General features: G+C 63.6%; 18 protein-coding genes. 17 read left to right on the forward strand and 1 reads right to left on the reverse strand.

The genetic code is table 11. The annotated features are described in order from the left end of the window. Positions 1–43: 43 nt before the first annotated feature. Entirely contained in the window at positions 44–634 is a 591-nt protein-coding gene (locus V3H56_RS12530; RefSeq protein WP_042728218.1) for an amino acid synthesis family protein, read from the reverse strand. A 628-nt stretch (positions 635–1,262) separates the two neighbouring features. On the opposite strand from V3H56_RS12530, the gene V3H56_RS12535 reads away from it, so the two are divergent. From V3H56_RS12535 to V3H56_RS12615, 17 genes are all read left to right on the forward strand, one after another. Then, positions 1,263–2,672, forward strand: a complete 1,410-nt coding sequence (locus V3H56_RS12535; RefSeq protein WP_042728219.1) for a circularly permuted type 2 ATP-grasp protein — start codon at positions 1,263–1,265, stop codon at positions 2,670–2,672. Positions 2,673–2,675: 3 nt separating this feature from the next. Beyond that, positions 2,676–3,626: an alpha-E domain-containing protein gene (locus V3H56_RS12540; protein WP_042728220.1), complete on the forward strand. Its 951-nt coding sequence runs from the start codon at positions 2,676–2,678 to the stop codon at positions 3,624–3,626. Further along, positions 3,623–4,420 (forward strand): transglutaminase family protein, encoded by a 798-nt coding sequence (locus V3H56_RS12545; protein ID WP_042728221.1) that lies wholly within the window; start codon positions 3,623–3,625, stop codon positions 4,418–4,420. Before V3H56_RS12540 ends, V3H56_RS12545 begins: the two co-directional genes overlap by 4 nt. A gap of 663 nt (positions 4,421–5,083) precedes the next feature. Next, positions 5,084–5,419 (forward strand): transposase, encoded by a 336-nt coding sequence (locus V3H56_RS12550; protein WP_338474783.1) that lies wholly within the window; start codon positions 5,084–5,086, stop codon positions 5,417–5,419. Positions 5,420–5,445: 26 nt separating this feature from the next. Beyond that, the gene (locus V3H56_RS12555; RefSeq protein ID WP_042728223.1) at positions 5,446–7,050 is read left to right on the forward strand and encodes a ShlB/FhaC/HecB family hemolysin secretion/activation protein; all 1,605 of its coding nucleotides are present in this window, start codon (positions 5,446–5,448) and stop codon (positions 7,048–7,050) included. 17 nt (positions 7,051–7,067) lie between these two features. Beyond that, a complete protein-coding gene (locus tag V3H56_RS12560; RefSeq protein ID WP_338474698.1) occupies positions 7,068–8,867 on the forward strand; it encodes a DUF2341 domain-containing protein in 1,800 nt (599 codons plus the stop codon). Positions 8,868–8,877: 10 nt separating this feature from the next. Further along, positions 8,878–9,303: a biopolymer transporter ExbD gene (locus V3H56_RS12565; RefSeq protein WP_123579947.1), complete on the forward strand. Its 426-nt coding sequence runs from the start codon at positions 8,878–8,880 to the stop codon at positions 9,301–9,303. Positions 9,304–9,305: 2 nt separating this feature from the next. Continuing rightward, positions 9,306–10,010 carry an energy transducer TonB gene (locus V3H56_RS12570; RefSeq protein WP_053144304.1) on the forward strand — a complete coding sequence of 235 codons (705 nt, stop codon included), beginning with the start codon at positions 9,306–9,308 and terminating at the stop codon, positions 10,008–10,010. Between the two features lie 39 nt (positions 10,011–10,049). Further along, the gene (locus tag V3H56_RS12575) at positions 10,050–11,741 is read left to right on the forward strand and encodes a putative porin (RefSeq protein ID WP_338474699.1); all 1,692 of its coding nucleotides are present in this window, start codon (positions 10,050–10,052) and stop codon (positions 11,739–11,741) included. Between the two features lie 15 nt (positions 11,742–11,756). Continuing rightward, positions 11,757–12,404 (forward strand): hypothetical protein, encoded by a 648-nt coding sequence (locus V3H56_RS12580; RefSeq protein ID WP_053144307.1) that lies wholly within the window; start codon positions 11,757–11,759, stop codon positions 12,402–12,404. A 23-nt stretch (positions 12,405–12,427) separates the two neighbouring features. After that, positions 12,428–12,907: a YbjN domain-containing protein gene (locus tag V3H56_RS12585; protein WP_338474700.1), complete on the forward strand. Its 480-nt coding sequence runs from the start codon at positions 12,428–12,430 to the stop codon at positions 12,905–12,907. Next, on the forward strand, positions 12,904–13,848 hold the full coding sequence (locus V3H56_RS12590) for a peptidylprolyl isomerase (protein ID WP_123579950.1): 945 nt from the start codon (positions 12,904–12,906) through the stop codon (positions 13,846–13,848). The genes V3H56_RS12585 and V3H56_RS12590 overlap by 4 nt, the downstream gene beginning before the upstream one ends. A 102-nt stretch (positions 13,849–13,950) precedes the next feature. Beyond that, complete coding sequence (locus tag V3H56_RS12595; RefSeq protein ID WP_042728231.1) at positions 13,951–14,934, forward strand: LysR family transcriptional regulator; 984 nt, start codon at positions 13,951–13,953, stop codon at positions 14,932–14,934. A 214-nt stretch (positions 14,935–15,148) separates the two neighbouring features. Continuing rightward, positions 15,149–15,820: a DUF3313 domain-containing protein gene (locus tag V3H56_RS12600; RefSeq protein ID WP_042728232.1), complete on the forward strand. Its 672-nt coding sequence runs from the start codon at positions 15,149–15,151 to the stop codon at positions 15,818–15,820. Between the two features lie 103 nt (positions 15,821–15,923). Further along, a complete protein-coding gene (gene tpx / locus V3H56_RS12605) occupies positions 15,924–16,424 on the forward strand; it encodes a thiol peroxidase (protein ID WP_047738127.1) in 501 nt (166 codons plus the stop codon). Positions 16,425–16,643: 219 nt separating this feature from the next. Further along, a complete protein-coding gene (locus V3H56_RS12610) occupies positions 16,644–17,960 on the forward strand; it encodes an MdtA/MuxA family multidrug efflux RND transporter periplasmic adaptor subunit (RefSeq protein WP_047738128.1) in 1,317 nt (438 codons plus the stop codon). After that, on the forward strand, positions 17,957–21,052 hold the full coding sequence (locus V3H56_RS12615) for an MdtB/MuxB family multidrug efflux RND transporter permease subunit (RefSeq protein WP_042728235.1): 3,096 nt from the start codon (positions 17,957–17,959) through the stop codon (positions 21,050–21,052). The genes V3H56_RS12610 and V3H56_RS12615 overlap by 4 nt, the downstream gene beginning before the upstream one ends. Positions 21,053–21,081: the final 29 nt, after the last annotated feature.

Raw genomic sequence — 21,081 nt, forward strand, 5'->3', positions numbered from 1 at the left:
AGCGCTCCTGCATGCCTTTTTTATTGTGGTTGCCCAGGCTGGATTACTGCGCATTCTCGGCGGCCAGTTCTTCCAGGTCGATGTAGCGGTTACCGATACGCGGATGCAGGCGACCGCCATCGGCGCAGCCCAGGACCACGACGATTTCGTCGGCGCGCGGGGCGTCTTCGATCTGCATTTCCAGGGTGATGTAGTGCGAGCGCAGGCCTTCGTCGTCCTTGTGCATCATCGGAATCTGGATCGAAGTGCCCGGGCCGCCGCGCTTGTTGGTGAAGCTCAGGTAGCTCTTGGCCTTGACCGCTTCACGGTAGTGATTGCCGAAGCGCAGGGTGTGGATGACGGCGGACGCGTGTTCGATTTCACCGTCGGCACCGACCACGGCGGCCTTGCCGTAGGCTTCGATCTTTTGCGCACCACCGATGATGCCCACCAGACGCTCGACCATCAGCGCGCCGAGGTCGGAGCAGTTGGCACGGATCTCCGGCTTCAGGTCTTCGACAAAACCACGGCCCAGCCACGGGTTCTTCATGACCACCGCCAACCCGACCATGGTCACCGGCTTATCCGTGGCTTTGCCGCCTTCGATGAAGGTTTCTTCGACATAGCTGACGATCTTGCGAATTTCGAAACTCATGAGCTGCTCCATAGGAGGGTGAAGGAAGTCTGTGCGTATGATGGTATACCATAATACTGTAAGCGCAAGAGGTGGCTTTCAGAATGTTTCCAAGGGGCGACAAAAGGAGGGATCGGGGGAGGGTGCACGGTGAGGGGCAATCTGTAACAACAGGCTTCGCGGCCACAAAAAGGCCAAAGGCCGACTATCCTCTGGAAATAATGTCCCTCTTTCGGTGCAACGAGCGCTGGTTACCCGTCGTATTGCACCTATTCGACCCGTTCCAGGCGACACACCGACGGCAGGAGCTGAACGTTTCATCCCCGCAGGCCGGATTTCGACCCGCACCACGCAAATCACCTTCGCATTAGCGGACATTCGCCCAGGTTTTCCCCGCCAAAACCGGTTAGGCACAGCGATTGCTAAGGTTCATCCAGCAACCACCGCAAGAGGACTAAACCCCAAGGAGCCCATTACCGCGCAGATTCAACCAGGGGGCGCTCGTCATCCAGACGCAAAGGCCAGTTCAGAGACCGCTGCAATTAGAGGGGCTCGCAGAAACAGGGGCTGATTAAAACCAGGCAAGGCCGAACCATTGGAATGACGCAGTGATAAGAAATGCCGTGTAGAACGCGGCTGGGAGTTGGCTATGCCCCACGCTTTTTTTGATGAAATGTATGACGCCAAGGGTGACTGCCGCCCGCATTACCAGGCCTTCTCACGCTGGCTGGCGGACACGCCCCACGAATTGCTCGAACAACGCCGGCGCGAAGCCGACCTGTTGTTTCACCGCGCCGGTATCACCTTCACCCTCTACGGCGATGAGCAGGGCACCGAACGGCTGATCCCCTTCGACATCATCCCCCGCAGCATCAAGGCCAGCGAATGGCGGACCGTCGAACGCGGCTGCATTCAGCGGGTCCAGGCCCTGAACATGTTCCTGGCCGACATCTATCACGGCCAACGCATCCTCAAGGAAGGCATCATCCCGCCCGAGCAGGTGCTCGCCAACGAGGGTTACCAGATCGCGATGCAGGGCCTGAACCTGCACCGGGGCATCTACGCCCACATCGCCGGGGTCGACCTGGTGCGCGACGGTGACGGCAGTTACTACGTGCTGGAAGACAACCTGCGCACGCCCAGCGGCGTGAGCTACATGCTCGAAGACCGCAAAATGATGATGCGCCTGTTCCCCGAGCTGTTCGCCGCCCAGCGCGTGGCCCCCATCGATCATTACCCGAACCTGTTGCTCGATACCCTCAAGCGCTCCAGCCCCCTGGACAACCCCACTGCCGTGGTGCTAACCCCGGGCCGCTTCAACAGCGCCTATTTCGAACACGCGTTCCTGGCCCGGGAAATGGGCGTGGAACTGGTGGAGGGCGCCGACCTGTTCGTGCGCGACGACCACGTGTACATGCGCACCACGGCAGGCCCGCAGCAGGTGGATGTGATCTATCGCCGTCTCGACGATGCCTTCCTCGACCCGCTGTCGTTCAACCCCGACTCGATGCTGGGGGTGCCAGGGCTGATCGCCGTCTACCGTGCCGGCAATGTGGTGTTGGCGAATGCGGTCGGCACCGGCGTCGCCGACGACAAGTCGATCTACCCCTATGTCGACGAGATGATCCGCTTCTACCTCACCGAAGAACCGATCCTGAAGAACGTGCCGACCTGGCAATGCCGCAAGCCCCAGGACCTGTCCCATGTACTGGCCAACCTGCCGGACCTGGTGGTCAAGGAAACCCAGGGTTCCGGCGGCTACGGCATGTTGGTGGGGCCGGCCGCCACGGCAGCGGAGATCGAGGACTTCCGCGCTCGCCTCAAGGCTCGACCCGAAGCCTACATCGCCCAACCGACCCTGAGCCTGTCCACCTGCCCGACCTTTGTCGAGAGCGGGATCGCGCCCCGGCACATCGACTTGCGTCCGTTCGTGCTGTCGGGCAAGGAAACCCGCCTGGTGCCCGGCGGCCTGACCCGCGTGGCACTGCGCGAAGGTTCGCTGGTGGTGAATTCGTCCCAGGGCGGCGGTACCAAAGACACCTGGGTCGTGGAGGACTAAGACATGCTTTCAAGAACCGCTTCGGACCTCTACTGGATGTCCCGTTACCTGGAGCGCGCCGAGAACCTGGCGCGCATGCTCGAAGTCAGTTATTCGCTGTCGCTGATGCCTCAGGCCGGGCGCGGCGACGGGCACGCCGAACTGGCCATGTCATTGTTGGCCGCCGGCACCCTGGACGATTACAACGCGCGCTATGACGCCCTCAACAGCGAGCACATGCTGCATTTCTTCGCCTTGGACGAAACCAATCCCGGCAGCATCTACAGTTGCCTGCGGGCCGCACGGACCAATGCCCACGCGGTGCGCGGACGAATCACCGCCGACATGTGGGAGAACATCAACGCCACCTGGCTGGAAATGCGCAACATCGCCAGCAACGGCCTGGGCCGCTACGGCATCAGCCATTTCTGCGAGTGGGTCAAGGAGCGCTCGCACCTGTTCCGCGGCGCGACGTCGGGCACCATCATGCGCAACGACGCCTACAGCTTCATTCGTCTCGGCACCTTTATCGAGCGGGCGGACAACACCTTGCGCCTGCTGGATGCACGCTACGAAATGTTCGGCGAGGAGTCGGAGGAGGTCAGCGACAATTCGGCCCGTGGTTACTACCAGTGGAGCGCCTTGCTGCGGGCGTTGTCGTCGTTCGAGGCGTTCAACGAGATCTACCGTAATGCGCCCAATGCCGAGCAGGTATCGGAGATGTTGCTGCTGCGTGCCGATGTCCCGCGTTCGTTGCTGGCCTGCATCGAGGAACTGGACCAGATCCTCGCCAGCCTGCCGGGCCACAACGGCCGGCCAGCCCAGCGTCTGGCGGCGGAGTTGCATGCGCGCCTGCGCTATTCGGGAATCGACGAGATCCTCGCATCGGGCCTGCATCAATGGCTGACCGACCTTATTGGCCAGGTGCGCCACCTGGGCCAGACCGTTCATGAGTCTTACCTGGAGGTCGTATGAAACTGTCCATACGCCACGACACCACTTACCGTTATGCCGATGAAGTCTGCACCAGCATCCAGTTCCTGCGCCTGACGCCCCGGGACACCCCGCGCCAGCGCATCCTGGAGTGGCACCTGGAACTGCCGCGCCTGGTGCGCAGCCAGCTCGACCCGTACGGCAACATCCTGCACGTGATGACCATGGACGAACCCCACGGCGCGCTGGTGCTGAGCGCTTATGGCGAGGTGGAAATCGATCAGTCGGTGGAAAAGGAACCCGATGACCAGTCACCGCTGCCGTACCTGCGTACCAGCCGGCTGACGCTCGCCGACGAGGCCCTCAGTGCGTTCGCCCTTGAGCAATGTGCCGGGCGCCGCGACCGTGCGGCGCTGGCCGACTTGATGGACGGGCTGGTCACGCGAATGCCCTACAGCCTCGGCACCACGGCGGTGAACAGTACGGCGGCGGAAGCCTTCGCCGGTGGCGCGGGGGTGTGCCAGGACCATACCCATGCATTCCTGGCCTGCGCCCGCAGCCTGGGAATTCCGGCGCGCTATGTCTCGGGCTACCTGTGCACCGACGATGAACATCACCTGGCCAGCCATGCCTGGGCCGAGGCCTGGCTGGACGATGGCTGGTACAGCTTCGACATCACCAACCGCCTGACCCGCCCCGACCGTCACCTGAAACTGGCCGTCGGCCTGGACTACCTCGACGCCTGCCCTGTACGCGGCATGCGTCGCGGTGGCGGGGCGGAACACATGCAGGCCCGAGTGCAGGTGAACTCGATGGTGCAAGTCCAACATCAATAGACGAGGGATCCACTGAATCGCGAGCAGGATCTCCACAAAACCTGCGCCAGCCAAAGCCCCCTGTGGGAGCGGGCTTGCCCGCGAAGGGGCCAGCCCAGCCAGCATCACCGGCCCAGACAGACCGCTTTCGCGGGCAAGCCCGCTCCCACAAATAAGTAGGGGATGCTCACAAAACCTGGGCCTGGCGTTGCTTAGGTGTGAGCACCCGAGAACCGCTTTCAAGCACCTGCTCAGCCATCCACCACACCCCCTCCATTTGCCAAAGAATGAAGCTTTCATGACAAAAGTTCGGTAGCACATCGCCATTCCCGTCATGCCTGTGTGACGTGTTCGAGGGGCCCCTCTGGGGTCGTTTGGAGCCGGGGCGCGAAGCCGGGAGTGAGGGCGATGGGGACTATGGAACGTTATTCGAAAGTGGGCATGCAGGAGCTTGACCAGCGGCTGTCGAAAATCGTCGAGGCGGCGCGCAAGCAGCCGGTTTCGGTGTACCGCTACGGCGCGCCGTGGGTCTGGATCGTTTCCCAGGATGATTGGCAGGGCGCGCTCAAGGAAGTGTCCAGCTACATTCCGCAGGGTCATTCGCTGGTCCTGCTGCGTCCGCAGATCGACGACCTGCTCGACGACCATCGCGACGTGTTGCAGGGCCTCAACGCCGATGCCGAGATGCTCATCGCGCCGCAGACCGCCATGCACATCCTCTTGCTGCAACTGCTTTATTCGGTGCCCAGCGAGCAGCAACTCTACGAACAACTCAATTACAACCTGCTGTTCCGCTGGTTCGTCGGCCTCGACCTGAACCAGAAGGTCTGGAGTTTCAACGTCTTGAGCAAAGACCTCGCCACGCTGCTGGGCGATGCGCGGGCGGTGAGGCTCATCGAGAAAATCATCGGTGAAGTGTTCTGTGGCGCCTTGCTGCAAATGCCGGAGTTCTCCTTGAACTTTGCGCTGCTGCACACCTGGCTGGCCCGGCACGCCACGACATCGACTGCCAGCAATTGAGCCGTATCTTGAATTCAGGGGGTGGTGTGGAGCATTTCTTCAAAGCGCGGCCGGCGGTGTGGGGCTGGTTGCTACTGGCGGTCGGCGGGCCGTCGGCATTCGCGGCCGAAGGCGGGCAGGAGGCCGAGGCGGCTGCGGCGCGGCGGGTGGACGTGAACGAATACTTCGTGCGCGGCAACACCGTGCTCGATGCCCGGGCTATCGAGGAAGCGGTGTACCCTTTCCTCGGCCCGCAAAAGGCCTTGAGCGACATCGAAGGGGCTCGCGACGCCTTGCAAAAGGTCTATCAGGCGCGCGGCTATCAATCGGTGTTCGTCGAACTGCCCGAGCAGAAGGTCGAAGACGGCATCGTCTATCTGCAAGTCAGCGAAACCAAGGTCGGTCGCGTGCGAGTGGTGGGGGCCAAGCATTATTCGCCGGTGGAAATCCGTGACGACGTGCCGGCCCTGAAGGAGGGCGAGGTGCCCGATTTCGCCCAGGTCCAGGCAGAACTGGCGCGCTTGAACAAGACCCCGGGGCGTCAGGTGATGCCGCTGGTGCGCGAAGGCCAGCGGCCCGGCACCATGGACGTGGACTTGCAGGTCGAAGACCAGAACCCTTGGCAAGCCAGCCTCGGGCTGAACAACGACTACAGCGCCGACACAGAAAAACTGCGCACCGTCGCCAGCCTCGGCTACAACAACCTCTGGCAACTGGGCCACAGCGTTTCGCTGACCTTCTTCACCGCCCCCCAGGACACCGCAAACGCCAAGGTCTGGTCGGGCTCCTACACGGCGCCGTTGGACGATCGCTGGAGCGTGCAGTTCTCTGGCTACCAGTCCGACAGCAACGTGGCGACCGTCGGCGGCAGCAACGTGCTGGGTAAGGGTCACTCCTATGGCGTTTCGGCGATCTACAGCCTCCCGTCGAGTCCAACCTGGGCCAACACGTTCTCCGTTGGCGTGGATTTCAAGGACTTCGATGAAGAGCTGAGCCTGGGTGGCTCCAGCGACAAGGCACCGCTCAAGTACGCGCCTTTTACCTTCGCCTATAACGGCCTGCGCTACACCGAAAGCAGCCAGTTGGGCCTGGGCCTGAGCCTGGTGGCGGGTACGCGCAGCTTGCTGGGCTACGGCAGTTCCGACGAAGACTTCGACTACAAGCGTTACCGCGCCAGCCCCAGCTTTGCCGTGCTCAAGGGCGACGGCAACTACACCTTCACCTTCGGCAACGATTGGCAGAGCGCATCGAAAGCGGCATTCCAATTGGCTTCCGGGCCACTGGTCTCGAACGAGCAATTCTCTGCCGGCGGCGCCACATCCATACGCGGTTACCTGGCGGCCGAACGCACCGGCGACGACGGCTACCTATTGTCTCAAGAGCTGCGCACACCGTCCCTGGCCAAGTTCCTCGGCAGCTATGTCCAGGAGTGGCGCTTCTACGCCTTCGCCGAGGGGGCGCAGTTGTACCTGCGTGACGAGTTGCCCGACCAGGACGCCGACTACGCCCTTGCCAGCGTTGGCCTCGGCACTCGGGCGAGCCTGAGCAAATGGCTGTCCGGCAGCCTCGATTGGGGCTTTCCGCTGCTCGACGGGCCGAACACCTCGAAACAGGAATCGCGCCTGCATTTCAACCTGCAAGCGACGTTTTGAACCCAGGAGTCATGTCCATGCAACGCTTATTGTTATCCGTGTTTATCTGCCTGGGGCTGGTGCTTCCGGCGACCGCCAATGCCTGGTGGCAGGACGATTGGCACTACCGCAAACAGATCACCGTGGACACCACGCCCCAGGGCGCCGCCATCGCCCAGGCCCTGGGCCGCACGGCGCTGCTGGTGCGCCTGCACACCGGCAACTTCACTTTCGACGGCGTCAAGGACGATGGCTCGGACCTGCGTTTCGTCAGTGCCGACGACAAGACCGTGCTCAACCACCAGATCGAAAGCTTCGACCCGTTGATGGGCATGGCGCTGATCTGGGTCGATGTGCCGAGCGTGGAGGGCGGTCAACGCCAGGACCTGTGGATGTACTACGGCAACCAGAAAGCGCCGGCCACCGGCAGCGGCCAGTTGACGTTCGACCCGGACTACACCGCGCTGTACCACTTCGACGGCGCCACCGGCGTGCCGCCCCGTGACACCACCGCCTACGGCAACAATGCCCAGGGCGCAACGGGTACCAGCATCGATGGCGTGATCGGTCGTGCCTTGCAGTTCGGCGGCCAGCCGCTGCTGCTGCCCGCCAGCCCCTCGCTGCAACACAATGCCGGCGCGGCATTCACGTTCAGCACCTGGCTGCGCCAGGACCAGGCCGGCGGCGAGCAGATCGTCCTGGCCCGCCATGAAGGCGCCGCCAGCCTGCTGGTGGGGGTGAACCAGGGCGTGCCGTTCGTGGCGATCGATGGCCAGCGGGCGGTCTCGACCCAGCCGCTGAACCCCGGCCAATGGCAACACCTGGCCTTGACTGCCTCGGGTGACCGGGTGGTGCTGTACGTCAACGGCCGCGAGAGCGCGAGCCTCGCCGTGGCGATGCCGGCATTCAATTCGCCGATTGCGCTGGGCGCCGACGTCACGGCCGGTGCGTTCGCACCGTTCAGCGGCGCCATGGACGAAGCACGCCTTTCCAAGGTCGCTCGTCCGGCACCGCTGTTGCTGGCCGATGCGAACGCCCAGGGCGCCGAATCGAAACTGGTGGCCTACGGCGTCGATGAAGAGCAGTCCGGTTTCGGTTTCGGCAGCCTGGGGTTCCTGTTGAACGCCGTGCCGCTGGACGCCTGGGTGATCATCGCGGTGCTGGTGCTGATGATGTTCCAGTCGTGGATCATCATGATCCGCAAGAATCGCATGGTCAGCCGTCTCAGCGCGGCCAACCAGGCCTTTCGCGAGCAGTTCGCCAGGATCGGCACGCGCCTGGAAATGTTCGCCGACGATCAGGACCTCGCCCAGCGCCTGCAGCATTCCTCGCTGTGGCGCCTGTACCTGGTGGCCGTCAAGGAGATCCGCACCCGGCGCGAGCAGGGCGCCGATACCTCGTCGGTGTCGGCCGCCACCATCGAGGCGATCCGTTGCTCCATGGACGGCGTGCGGACCCGGGAAAACCAACTGCTGAGTTCGAAGCTCTCGACCCTGTCCAACGCCATCGCCGGCGGGCCCTACATCGGCCTGCTCGGCACTGTGCTGGGGATCATGGTGGTGTTCCTCGGCACGGCGATGGCCGGTGACGTGAACATCAACGCCATCGCCCCCGGCATGGCCGCCGCGTTGCTCGCCACCGCCATGGGCCTGTTCGTCGCGATCCCCGCGCTGTTTGGCTACAACCGCCTGATCACCCGCAACAAGGAAGTCAGCGCCGACATGCGGGTGTTCGTCGACGAGTTCATCACTCGCCTGGCGGAAATGCATGGTGAAGGCCAGGCCGGTGAGTCGGCCCATCGCCGCGACCATCACGCCCAATCGTTCGTACCGGCCTGAGGGGATCGAGATGGCTAGCGTAAATGCTTCACACGATGACGACGATGACACGGCAGTGGACAGCATCAACATCACGCCGCTGGTGGACGTGCTCATGGTGGTGCTGGTGATGTTCATCCTGACCGCCACGGCGCAGGTGTCGGGCATCCAGATCAACCTGCCGAAGGCCAGCGCTTCGGTGTCGTTGTCCGAGGCCAAGACCAAGGCGATTTCGGTGAATGACGGCGGCCAGGTGTTCCTCGACGCCTACCCGGTGACGCTGGCCGAGCTGGAAGAGCGCTTGCGCATCGAGAAGGCCCAGAACCCGGACTTTCCGATCATCGTGCGCGGTGACGCCACGGTGCAGTACCAGAAAGTCATCGAAGTGCTCGACCTGTTGCGGCGGCTGGAACTGTCCCAGGTCGGCCTCGTGACCGGCAAACCGAACCAGGGCTGACCATGACCGCGAAACTTCCCATCAACCCGCCCCCGGTGAAGCGCTCGCCGCTGCGTCTGCTCAAGTGGGCCGCGGGCCTGCTGCTGGCTGGCGTGGCCGCCTGGCTGCTGTGGCAGTGGGCCAACGACATGAGCGGTGTGCGCCGTGAAGCACCGAAGGTGCCGACCATCATCCCGCTGCCGCCACCGCCGCCGCCCCCTCCGGAAAAACCCAAGGAACCGGAGCCCAAGGTCGAGGAAAAGGTGGTCGAGCCCGAACCGACCCCGGAACCCGAAGAGGTCAAGCCCGAGGAAGAAGCGCCGCCCTCGCCAGTGGATGACCTGGCGAACCCGATGCAGATGGATGGCGACGCCCAGTCCGGCAACGACGCCTTCAACATCGGCGCGGGCAAGGGGGGCGGCATGGCAGGCGCGGGCGGTGGCCGGCTGGGCAATGGCACCTACAGCCAGTTCCTGGCCTTCACCTTCCAGCGCTTGCTGCGGGAGAACCCCGAGTTGCGCAGCCTGGCGTTCTCGCTGCAGGCCGACGTCTGGCTCAGCGCCGTGGGCGAGATCACCCGGGTCGAGCTGGTCAAGTCCAGCGGCAATGCGCAAGTGGACAACCAGGTGATCTCCGCGCTGCGGGCCGCCCCGCATTTGAGTGAGCGGCCACCGGCTTCCCTGACGTTGCCGGTACGCCTGTCCCTGCAGGGACGGCGTCCGGGTTAATCGACTATTTCAAAGTTCGCCAACAGGAGTTGTGTGCAGATGATTTCCAATGTGAATCGATTGTCGTGGGCGGTTGGGCTGGTGGTCTTGAGCCTGGCCGGGCACGGGGTCTGCGCCCCGGCGCCCTCGGAGAATGCCACGATCAATCTGATCCGCCTGCTGGTGCAGCAGGGCGTGTTGAAGCAGGACCAGGCCGACGGCCTGATCGCCCAGGCCGAGCGCGAAGCGGTGCAGGCGCGCCAGGCTGCCACGGCGGTGGCTGCGGCGCCGGCCGGTGCGCCGGGGGACGTACGGGTGCAGTACGTGCCGAACATCGTGCGCGATCAGATCCGCGACCAGGTCAAGGCTGAAGTCATGGCCACCGCCAAACAGGAAAACTGGGCCCAGCCCAACACCTTTCCGGACTGGGTTTCGCGGATCAGTTTCGATGGCGACATTCGCCTGCGGGATGAGTCGCGCTACTACTCAGGCACCAACAGCAACCAGATCGTCGACTTCGCCCGGCTCAACGACAAGGGGCCGTACGACGTCAACCCCAACAGCAGCACGGGTCTGCCGCCGTTGCTCAACACCCGCGAAGACCGGGAAAACCTGTTCCGCCTGCGGGCGCGCCTGGGCATGAAGGCGGTGATCGCCCCGGAGTGGACCGCTGGCATCCGCATCGGCACCGGTTCGGACAACAACCCGGTGTCCACCACCCAGACCCTGGGCGGTGGTTTCGGCAAGAAAGACATCTGGCTCGACCAGGGCTACCTGACCTGGAAGCCCTCGGATGAGCTGACCGTGACCGGCGGGCGTTTCGCCAACCCGTTTTTCTCCACCGACCTGCTGTACTCCGGCGACCTGAACTTCGATGGCGTGGCGGCGATTTTCAATCGCAAGCTCAACCAGGATTGGGGGCTGTTCGGCACCGTCGGCGCGTTCCCGGTGGAGTACACCAACGACACCAGTACCAGCAACGGTTCGGACAAGGAGGAGAGCGACAACAAGTGGCTGTACGGTGCGCAACTGGGGGCCAACTGGGCCATCAACGACAGCAACCGGATCAAGGCCGCCATGGCCTACTACCGCTTCGACGACATCGAAGGCCAGCGCTCCTCGCCTTGCCAGCCGTGGGCCGGCGACCCTGGCTGCGACAGCGACGGCTCGCGCGTGGCGTTCATGCAGAAGGGCAACACCGTGTTCCTGCTGCGAGACATCACGCCCAACCCCCTCAACCCGGCCACCACGCCACAACCGCAGTTCGTCGGCCTGGCCTCGGAATTCAACCTGCTGGACCTGAATTTCGCCTGGGACGCCGACCTGCCCGCCGACCTGAAGCTGCGCAGCCAGGCCCACTACGTCCACAACCTGGGCTACGACGAAGGCGAGATGCGCAAACGCTCGGCAGGGCAGTTCGCCAACAACCTGGACAGCGACGGCGAAGTGCAGAGCGGCGCCAACGCCTGGATGCTGCAGTTCACCCTGGGCAATTCGCTGGAGCTCAAGCGCCAGGGCGATTGGAACCTGTTCGCCGGCTACAAGTACATCCAGCCGGATGCCTTGCCGGACGGCTTCAACGATTCGTCGTTCCACTTGGGCGGCACCAACGCCAAGGGTTATTTCCTGGGCGGCAACTACGGCCTGGCGAGCAACGTCTTCGCCACGGGCCGCTGGTTGAGTTCCGAAGCGGTGTACGGCGCGCCGTACGACATCGATGTCTTGCAGCTTGAAATCAACACGCGCTTCTAAGCGCAGGGAGGCCTCATGAAAAGGCGAGCCATGAACCATGTGCCCGTGACGTTGCTGCTGGCGGGCCTGCTGCTCAACGGCAGTGCCCACGGCGAAGGCCTGGAGGAACGCTTGCGCGCGCAACTGCGCAGCACCACGGCGCAATTGCAGGCCCTGCAAAGCGAACAGGCCCAGGCCAGCGCCGCGCGCCAGGCCGCCGAGACCCAAGCCCGGGACGCGCAGGCGCAAATCAAGCAACTGACCGCGCAACTGAGCAAGGCCCAGGCCCTGAACGAGCAACTGGCCGGGCACCAGCAGAGCCTGCAAAGCCAGGCGCAGGCCCAGGTCGCGGCCAGCAACGAGCAGATCGGCAAGTTCAAGAAAGCCTACGACGAGCTGTTGACCCTGGCCCGTGGCAAGGAAGCCGAGCGCGCGCGCCTGGAGGCGCAATTGACCGAACGTGACACACAAGTGCAGCAATGTTCGGTCAAGAATCAACAGATGTACGACGTGGCCAAGACGCTGCTCCACGCCTACGAAACCATCGACGTGGCCGACGTGATGAAGATCCGCCAGCCATTCGCCGCCAAGACCCGGGTGCGTTTCGAGGAACTGGCCCAGGGTTTTGGCGATGACCTCTATAAGAACCGTTTCGATGCGCCTCAGGCCTCGATCACCCACTGACACAGAACAAGGAAGAACCGACCATGAGCGCAATGATTGAACAGGTTTCTGTCAAATCCCTGACCGAGCTGTTGCAAGCGGCAGGTTACCGGGTCAACGAAACCGAGCAGAACGGCATCGTGCAACTGCTCAGCGCCAGCCAAGGCATCGGTTACGCCGTGCGTTTTGGTAACCCTACACCGAGCGCTGGCGAGTACCTGGATTTCACCTTCAGTTGTGCCTTGCGTGTGCAGGGTGAGTTGCCGGCCGGGCTGGCGGAGTTGTGGAACGCCTCGCGTCGCTTTGCCCGGTTGTCGGTGCAGGGCGAGTTCCTGGTGATGGAAATGGACGTGGTGGTGGCGGCCGGCGTGAGCGCCGATCACCTGCGCAGCCAGCTTGAACTGTGGGACCGCCTGCTACAGGAATTCATTGTCTACCTGCGCGAATACAGCCAGAACGCCGCGCGGCTGCAAGACCCGGCGTCGCCGGCCGAGGCTGCACTGCAAGAGGCTGTCGCATCGTGAACAAGCCGACCTTTGTCGTCAGCGCCGCAACCCTGGGACTGGTCGCCGTGGCGGTAGTCCTGGGCATGCGGCCGGGCAGCGATCCGGTGGCCGCGGTGCAGGCCGTCAGCGTGGTTTCGTCCGAATCGCCGAGCCTGGCCCGGCTGGGCAACCAGCAGGTCAGCCCGGACGAACTCAAGTCGCTGCTGGCAGCGCTGACCCCCGAGGTGCGTCAGCAGATGCGCGGCAATCGCACCGCGCTCGAAGGCTGGATCCGCGCGCGCCTGGCAGAAAAAGCCGTGCTGGAGCAGGCCGACGCGCAAGGCTGGCGACAGCGTCCGGACGTGGAGCGCCAGACCCGGGCGGCGACCGAGCAGATCGTGTTTCGCGACTACTTGCAATCGGTCAGCCAGGTGCCCGCCGGGTACCCCAGCGAAGACGAGCTGAAGCAGGCCTACGATGCCGGCAAAGCCAACTGGACCGCGCCGGCGCTGTACCGCGTCAGTCAGATATTCCTCGCCGCCACCGAGCCGCAAACGGTGGAGGCGGTGCGCCGACAAGCGCTGGAGTTGAGCAAGAAGGCCCAGGCGTCGCCGGCCGAGTTTGCCGCCCTGGCCAGCCGCTATTCCCAGGAGCGCGGCAGTGCCGAGCGCGGTGGCGACAGTGGCTACCAGCCGTTGCAGCAATTCGTGCCACCGGTTCGCGAGACGGTGGCGCGGATGAAGGTCGGCGCCGTTTCCGACCCGGTGCAGAGTGCGGCGGGGTTCCATGTGATCAAGCTCACCGAGCAGCAGCCGGCCCGGGACGCGACCCTGGAGGAAGTCCGCGAACGGTTGACCCAGGCCCTGCGCGCCCAGCGCCAGGAACAGATCGCCAAGGCCTACCTGGAGGGCATGCTCGACACCGCGACCTTGAGCATTGACGGGGCGCAGTTGAGCAAGGTCCTGGAGGAGGTCCGCTAGCCTTGGACTCGAAGGGTGTTACCTCTTGCCAGAGGCGCGTTCAACCAGAAATGAATGATTGTGTAGCACCTGCTTATCCGTACAACCGACAGGGAGTCACCCATGACCTTCACCGAGCCAGCAGGACGCCAGGCTGTCATCCACCCTTATCGCACCCCGTTGCGTGCCCCTGACCCCTGGCTTGCCTTGGCCGGGAACATCGAGCCCCAGGTGGTGCAATGTTTTTTGGTCAGTGCGCGATGTGGCTGCTTCATGCAAGCGGCGCGCAGCCTCAACGTCAAGGCCACTTGGTTGCGCAAGCAACTGGCGCACCTGGAAGGGCGCCTGCAACGCTCGCTGTTCAGTTACCAGGGCAGCACCCTGACCCTCAGCCGCGAAGGCCGGCAATTGCAGGCACGCTTGATTGCCCTGGCTCAGGAAGGGACGCCGCCGCTGAACGACCAGCCGCTGATTCGCCTGGCGGTGGCCGAACCGATCCTGCACGACATCCTCGGGCGCGACCTGATCTCGCTGTTGCGACGCAATGCCAGCGTCCGCTTGCAGATCATCACCCTGGACAGCGACCTGGCGCTGCAAGCCGTCAGTGCCGACCTGGTGCTGTGGCTCAGTGATACCCAGGCGACGATGCCGGGGCCCAGCTTCGCTACGTTGCCGGCGCAGCGCCTGGCGCGGCTGGACTATGTGCCACACATGGCCAAGCGCTATTCGCGGCCGGCGACGCGTCCGCAGCGCCTGGAGGATCTGAACGACTACATGCTGGTGCAATGGCTGGCGGACCGGCAGGTGGACAGCTTCACGCCCTGGAACAGCCTGATGGAGCAGCGCCGGGCCGGCGTGGTGCAGGTGCAATCCTATGAATTGATGCTGGAGATGATCCGATGCAGCGCCTGCATTGGCCTGGTGCCGCAGTACATGAGCCGCTTCGACCGCGGCCTGGTGGCCTTGCCGGGCATCTTCGGCTCGCCGATGCAGCGCGAAGTATGGATGGCCATCAACGCCGACGCCCAAGCCTCGGCAGAGATACAAATGCTCGTCGAGCTGATCCGCCATACCCTGGATGAGCGTCGGGACTGGTTTCAGACATAAGCCCTGGCCCCATCGGCATCTACCTCAAATGCCTGTAGGAGTGAGCTTGCCCGCGAAGGCGTCGGCACGGTCCACGGGTATGCCGGCTGACCGAGCGCGTCGCGGGCAGGTTTGCTCCCATCGTCGGGCGCCTTCGATAAAACAGGCAAAACCCCAGGCATTGTCTATACCTTTAACTCAAACCCGGTCCCGGGTGGATGACAGGAGTGGCCGCATGAAACTCGCGTCAATGATTGGCAGCGTCTGCATCGCCTCGCTCGCCTTGTTGGGTTGCTCCACTCAAGTCACCCAGCCGGACGAGTACTCCGGTTTCCTGGGCGATTACAGCCGGCTCAAGCAGGACAAGTCGCCGTCGGGCGCCGAGGTGATGCGCTGGATTGATCCCACGATCGACCCGAGCAAATACACCAGCATCTATATCGAGCCGACGCAGCTTTATCCCAAGCCCCAGCCGACCGTCAGGATTCCTCAGGCCACCTTGTCCGGCATCACGGCTTACTACGACCAGGCGCTCATGCGTGAAGCGGGAAGATCCCTGCCGTTGGCCAAGAGCCCGGGCCCTGGGGTGTTGGTGATGCGCGCGGCCATTACTGCCGTGGGCAGCAAGACCCAAGGCCTGAAGCCTTATGAAGTGGTGCCGATTGCCCTGGTGGCGGCGGCGGTCAGCACGGCCAGTGGTATTCGTGACCAGGAAACCACTCTGGGCACCGAAGCGGTGTTTCTCGACGGCGGCAGCAATGCCGTGATCGCCCAGGTGGTGCGCAAAGGCACGGGCAAGCCGTTGGCCAACGACGCCCAGGTGATGAAAGTCGATGATGTCAAACCGGTCATCGATGGCTGGGCGAATGACATGCACCAGTCATTCCTGAAACTCAAGGCCAAGTAGCGGCGCCCGAAGCATGACTTTTTCTGTCCGGGCATAGGTCATGGCGGCATTTCATGGTTAACTCCGGCCTCGACCTTTCAAACCTGTCAGAAGGAATCCGTTCATGGCTCAAGTCACGCTCAAAGGCAACCCGGTTCAAGTCAACGGCCAATTGCCCCAAGCCGGCTCCAAGGCGCCAGCCTTTTCCCTGGTGGCCGGCAATCTGTCCGACGTTACCCTGGCGAGCTTCGCCGGCAAGCGCAAGGTGCTGAATATTTTCCCAAGCGTCGACACGCCGACCTGCGCCACCTCTGTGCGCAAGTTCAATGCCCAGGCCAACGAGCTGGATAACACCGTGGTGCTGTGCATCTCCGCCGACCTGCCGTTCGCCCAGGCACGTTTCTGCGGCGCCGAAGGCCTGGACAACGTCCAGAGCCTGTCGACCCTGCGCGGTGCCGAGTTCATCCAGAACTATGGCGTGGCCATTGCCGATGGTCCGCTCAAGGGCCTGACCGCCCGTGCCGTCGTCGTGCTGGACGAGAACGACACCGTGCTGCACAGCGAGCTGGTCAAGGAAATCGCCGAAGAGCCTAACTACGACGCGGCGCTCAGCGCGCTGAAGTGATGCCGTGAAACCAGGCATCCTGAAATAAGTGTTCTGAAACAGATCATTTATTACAATTTCGACGGCCAGGGTCCAACCCAGGCCGTTTTTATTTGTACTTCAAGGCTTTAGCCGATTTGACGAAAGGTAAGCCCAAGGTAAATTGCCGGTAAAGCCGCTTTGCTAAATACCGCCCAGTGCTTATCGTTCAGCCTCCCGTAGAAGAAGCCCACGCGCCCAATGGTTGATCACTCCATGCAATCCTCTGTTTCCCGTCATCCCCGCCGCTGGCTATTCGGCTTGCTTATCCTCCTGGTCGTCGCGCTGCTGGCCTGGAAGTTCTGGCCCTCCAGCACGACCCAGAAGCCTGGGGCAGGGCAGAAGGCCGCAGCCGGGCACATGGGACGCTCGGGCGGCATGCGGCCTGGATTCGGCGGCGCCTCGGGGCCGATCCCGGTCCGCGTGGCGCCGGCGGTCACCGGTGATTTCCCGCTGTACTACAAGGCGCTGGGCACGGTCACGGCGCTCAACACCATCAATGTGCGCAGCCGGGTGGGCGGGGAACTGGTCAAGATTGCCTTTGAAGAAGGGCAGATGGTCAAGGCCGGCGACCTGCTGGCCGAGATCGACCCGCGTCCATACCAGAACGCGTTGCTCCAGGCCGAAGGCACGCTGTTGCAGAACCAGGCGCAATTAAAGAATGCCCAAGTGGATCTGGAGCGTTATCGCGGGCTGTATGCCGAAGACAGCATCGCCAAGCAGACTCTCGATACGGCCGCCGCGCTGGTAGGCCAGTACCAGGGCACGGTGAAGACCAACCAGGCGGCGGTCAACGACGCCAGGCTCAACCTTGAATTCACCAAGATCCGTGCGCCGATCTCCGGGCGCGTCGGCTTGCGCCAATTGGATGTCGGCAACCTGGTGGCGGCGAACGACACCACGGCCCTGGCGGTCATCACCCAGACCCAACCAATCAGCGTCGTGTTCACCCTTCCGGAAAACAGCCTCGAAACCGTGCTGGCCCGTTACCACAGTGGCGCGAAGCTGCCGGTCGAAGCCTGGGACCGGGGTGACGAAAAACTCCAGGCCAAGGGTGTCCTGCAGAGCCTGGACAACCAGATCGACGTGACCACCGGCACCCTGAAGTTCAAGGCTCGCTACGATAACCGCGACCAGTCGCTGTTTCCTAACCAGTTCGTCAACGTGCGCCTGCTGGCCGACACCCTCAAGGGCGTGATCCTGGCACCGACGGCCGCCATCCAGTTCGGCACCAATGGCACCTTTGTCTATGCCCTGGAGGGCGACAAGAAAGTCACCCTCAAGAAACTCAAGATCGGCGCCAGCGACGGCGAGAACACCGTGGTCACCGAAGGCCTGGCCGCCGGCGATCGGGTGGTGCTGGAAGGCACCGACCGCCTGAAGGAAGGCAGCGAAGTGGAAGTGGTCAACGACAGCCAGGACGTGCCCACTTCACCCACCGAACACTTGCAGGGCAAGACCGCGGCGGCGCCGGCTGAATCGGCAGCGGCCGACAAGGCGAAAAAGGGCGGCGCATGAATCTCTCGCGGCTGTTCATCCTGCGTCCGGTCGCCACGACCCTGAGCATGCTGGCCATCGTCCTGGCCGGCCTGATCGCCTATCGGCTGTTGCCGGTGTCGGCGTTGCCCCAGGTCGATTACCCGACCATCCGCGTGATGACCCTGTACCCCGGCGCCAGCCCCGATGTGATGACCAGTGCGGTGACCGCGCCCCTGGAGCGCCAGTTCGGGCAGATGCCGGGCCTGACGCAGATGGCCTCCACCAGTTCCGGTGGCGCGTCGGTGATCACCCTGCGCTTCAATCTCGAAATCAACATGGACGTCGCCGAGCAACAGGTGCAGGCGGCGATCAACGCCGCCACCAACCTGCTGCCCAACGACCTGCCGGCGCCGCCGGTGTACAACAAGGTCAACCCGGCGGACACCCCGGTGCTGACCCTGGCGATTACTTCCAAGACCATGCTGCTGCCCAAGCTCAATGACCTGGTGGACACCCGCATGGCGCAGAAGATCGCGCAGATCAGCGGGGTCGGCATGGTGACCATTGCCGGTGGCCAGCGCCAGGCGGTGCGGATCAAGGTCAACCCCGAGGCGCTGGCGGCCAACGGCCTGAACCTGGCGGATGTACGCACGCTGATCGGTGCGTCCAACGTCAACCAGCCCAAGGGCAACTTCGACGGCCCGACCCGGGTCTCGATGCTCGACGCCAACGACCAGTTGACCTCGCCCAAGGATTACGCCGAGCTGATCCTGGCCTATGCCAACGGCGCGCCGTTGCGGCTCAAGGATGTGGCGCAGATCGTCGATGGTGCCGAGAATGAGCGCCTTGCCGCCTGGGCCAACGAAAACCAGGCCGTGCTGCTGAACATCCAGCGCCAGCCGGGGGCCAACGTCATCGAGGTGGTGGATCGGATCAAGGCCCTGCTGCCCAGCATCACTGACAACCTGCCAGCCGGCCTCGACGTCACCGTGCTCACCGACCGTACCCAGACCATCCGCGCCTCGGTCACCGATGTGCAACACGAACTGCTGATCGCCATTGCCCTGGTGGTCATGGTGACGTTCCTGTTCCTGCGCCGTGTCAGCGCCACCATCATCCCGTCCGTGGCGGTGCCGCTGTCGTTGATCGGGACATTCGGCGTGATGTACCTGGCGGGCTTCTCCATCAACAACCTGACGCTGATGGCCCTGACCATCGCCACCGGGTTCGTGGTGGACGACGCCATCGTCATGCTGGAAAACATCGCCCGCTATATCGAAGAAGGCGACAGTCCGTTGCAGGCCGCGCTCAAGGGGGCCAAGCAGATCGGCTTCACCCTGGTATCCCTGACGCTGTCGCTGATCGCCGTGCTGATCCCGCTGCTGTTCATGGCGGACGTGGTAGGGCGGCTGTTCCGTGAGTTCGCCATCACCCTGGCGGTGGCGATCCTGATTTCCCTGGTGGTGTCCCTGACGCTGACGCCGATGATGTGCGCGCGCCTGCTCAAGCGTGAACCCAAGGCACACGAACAAGGCCGTTTCTACCGCGCCAGCGGGGCCTGGATCGATTGGTTGATCGCCGGCTACGGACGCCGGTTGCAGTGGGTACTCAAGCACCAGCCGCTGACCCTGCTGGTGGCGGTGGGTAGCCTGGTGCTGACGGTGGTGCTGTACCTGGCCGTGCCCAAGGGATTTTTTCCGGTGCAGGACACCGGCGTGATCCAAGGCATTTCCGAAGCGCCGCAATCGATTTCGTTTGCCGCCATGAGTGAACGCCAGCAGCAACTGGCCAAGGTGATCCTCGCCGATCCAGCGGTGGACAGCCTGTCGTCCTACATCGGCGTGGACGGCGACAACGCCACGCTCAACAGCGGCCGCCTGTTGATCAACCTCAAGCCCCACGGCGAACGGGATGACAGCGCCACCGAGATCATTGCCCGGTTGCAGCCGCAATTGGATCGACTGGTGGGCATCCGCCTGTTCATGCAGCCGGTGCAGGACCTGACCATCGAGGACCGGGTCAGCCGCACCCAGTACCAGTTCAGCCTGTCGTCGCCGGACGCCGAGTTGCTCAGCCTCTGGAGCGGTCGGCTGGTCGAAGCCCTGGCCAGCCAGCCGGAACTGACCGACGTCGCCAGCGACTTGCAGGACAAGGGCCTCCAGGTCTATCTGGTGATCGACCGCGATGCCGCGTCACGCCTGGGCGTGTCGGTGTCGAACATCACCGATGCCTTGTATGACGCCTTCGGCCAGCGGCAGATTTCCACCATCTACACCCAGGCCAGCCAGTACCGCGTGGTGCTGCAGGCCCAGGCCGGGGAGCGCATCGGGCCCCAGGCGCTGGACCAGATTCACGTCAAGACCACCGACGGCGGGCAAGTGCGGCTGTCGAGCCTGGCCCGGGTCGAGGAACGCCAGGCGCAATTGGCGATTGCCCACATCGGCCAGTTCCCGGCGGTGATGATGTCGTTCAACCTCGCCCCCGGCGTGGCCCTCGGGCACGCGGTGGAGGTGATCGAAAAGGTCCAGCACGACATCGGCATGCCGCTGGGGGTACAGACCGAGTTCCAGGGTGCGGCCCAGGCGTTCCAGGCCTCGCTGTCGAGTACCTTGCTACTGATCCTGGCGGCCGTGGTGACCATGTACATCGTCCTCGGTGTGCTGTACGAAAGCTACATCCACCCGATCACGATCCTGTCCACGCTGCCATCGGCGGCCATCGGCGCCTTGCTGGCCCTGATCCTCACCGGCAACGACCTGGGGATGATCGCGATCATCGGCATCATCCTGCTGATCGGCATCGTCAAGAAGAACGCGATCATGATGATCGACTTCGCCCTCGACGCCGAACGTAACCAGGGCGTGGACCCGCAGACGGCGATCTACCAGGCCGCGCTGCTGCGCTTTCGGCCGATCCTGATGACCACCCTGGCCGCCTTGTTCGGGGCGGTGCCGCTGATGCTGGCCACCGGCTCCGGCGCCGAACTGCGCCAACCCCTGGGGTTGGTGATGGTGGGTGGGCTGCTGGTGAGCCAGGTGCTGACGCTGTTCACCACGCCGGTGATCTACCTGTATTTCGACCGCCTGGGCCGCCGCTTCGCCAAGCCGGATGGGAAAGAGGTGCAGGCATGACGGCGACGCCCGAAAACCTGGGGCGGGCG

This window comes from Pseudomonas sp. MS646 (genome assembly GCF_036693845.1).
GTDB classification, from domain to species: Bacteria; Pseudomonadota; Gammaproteobacteria; order Pseudomonadales; family Pseudomonadaceae; genus Aquipseudomonas; species Aquipseudomonas chlororaphis_E.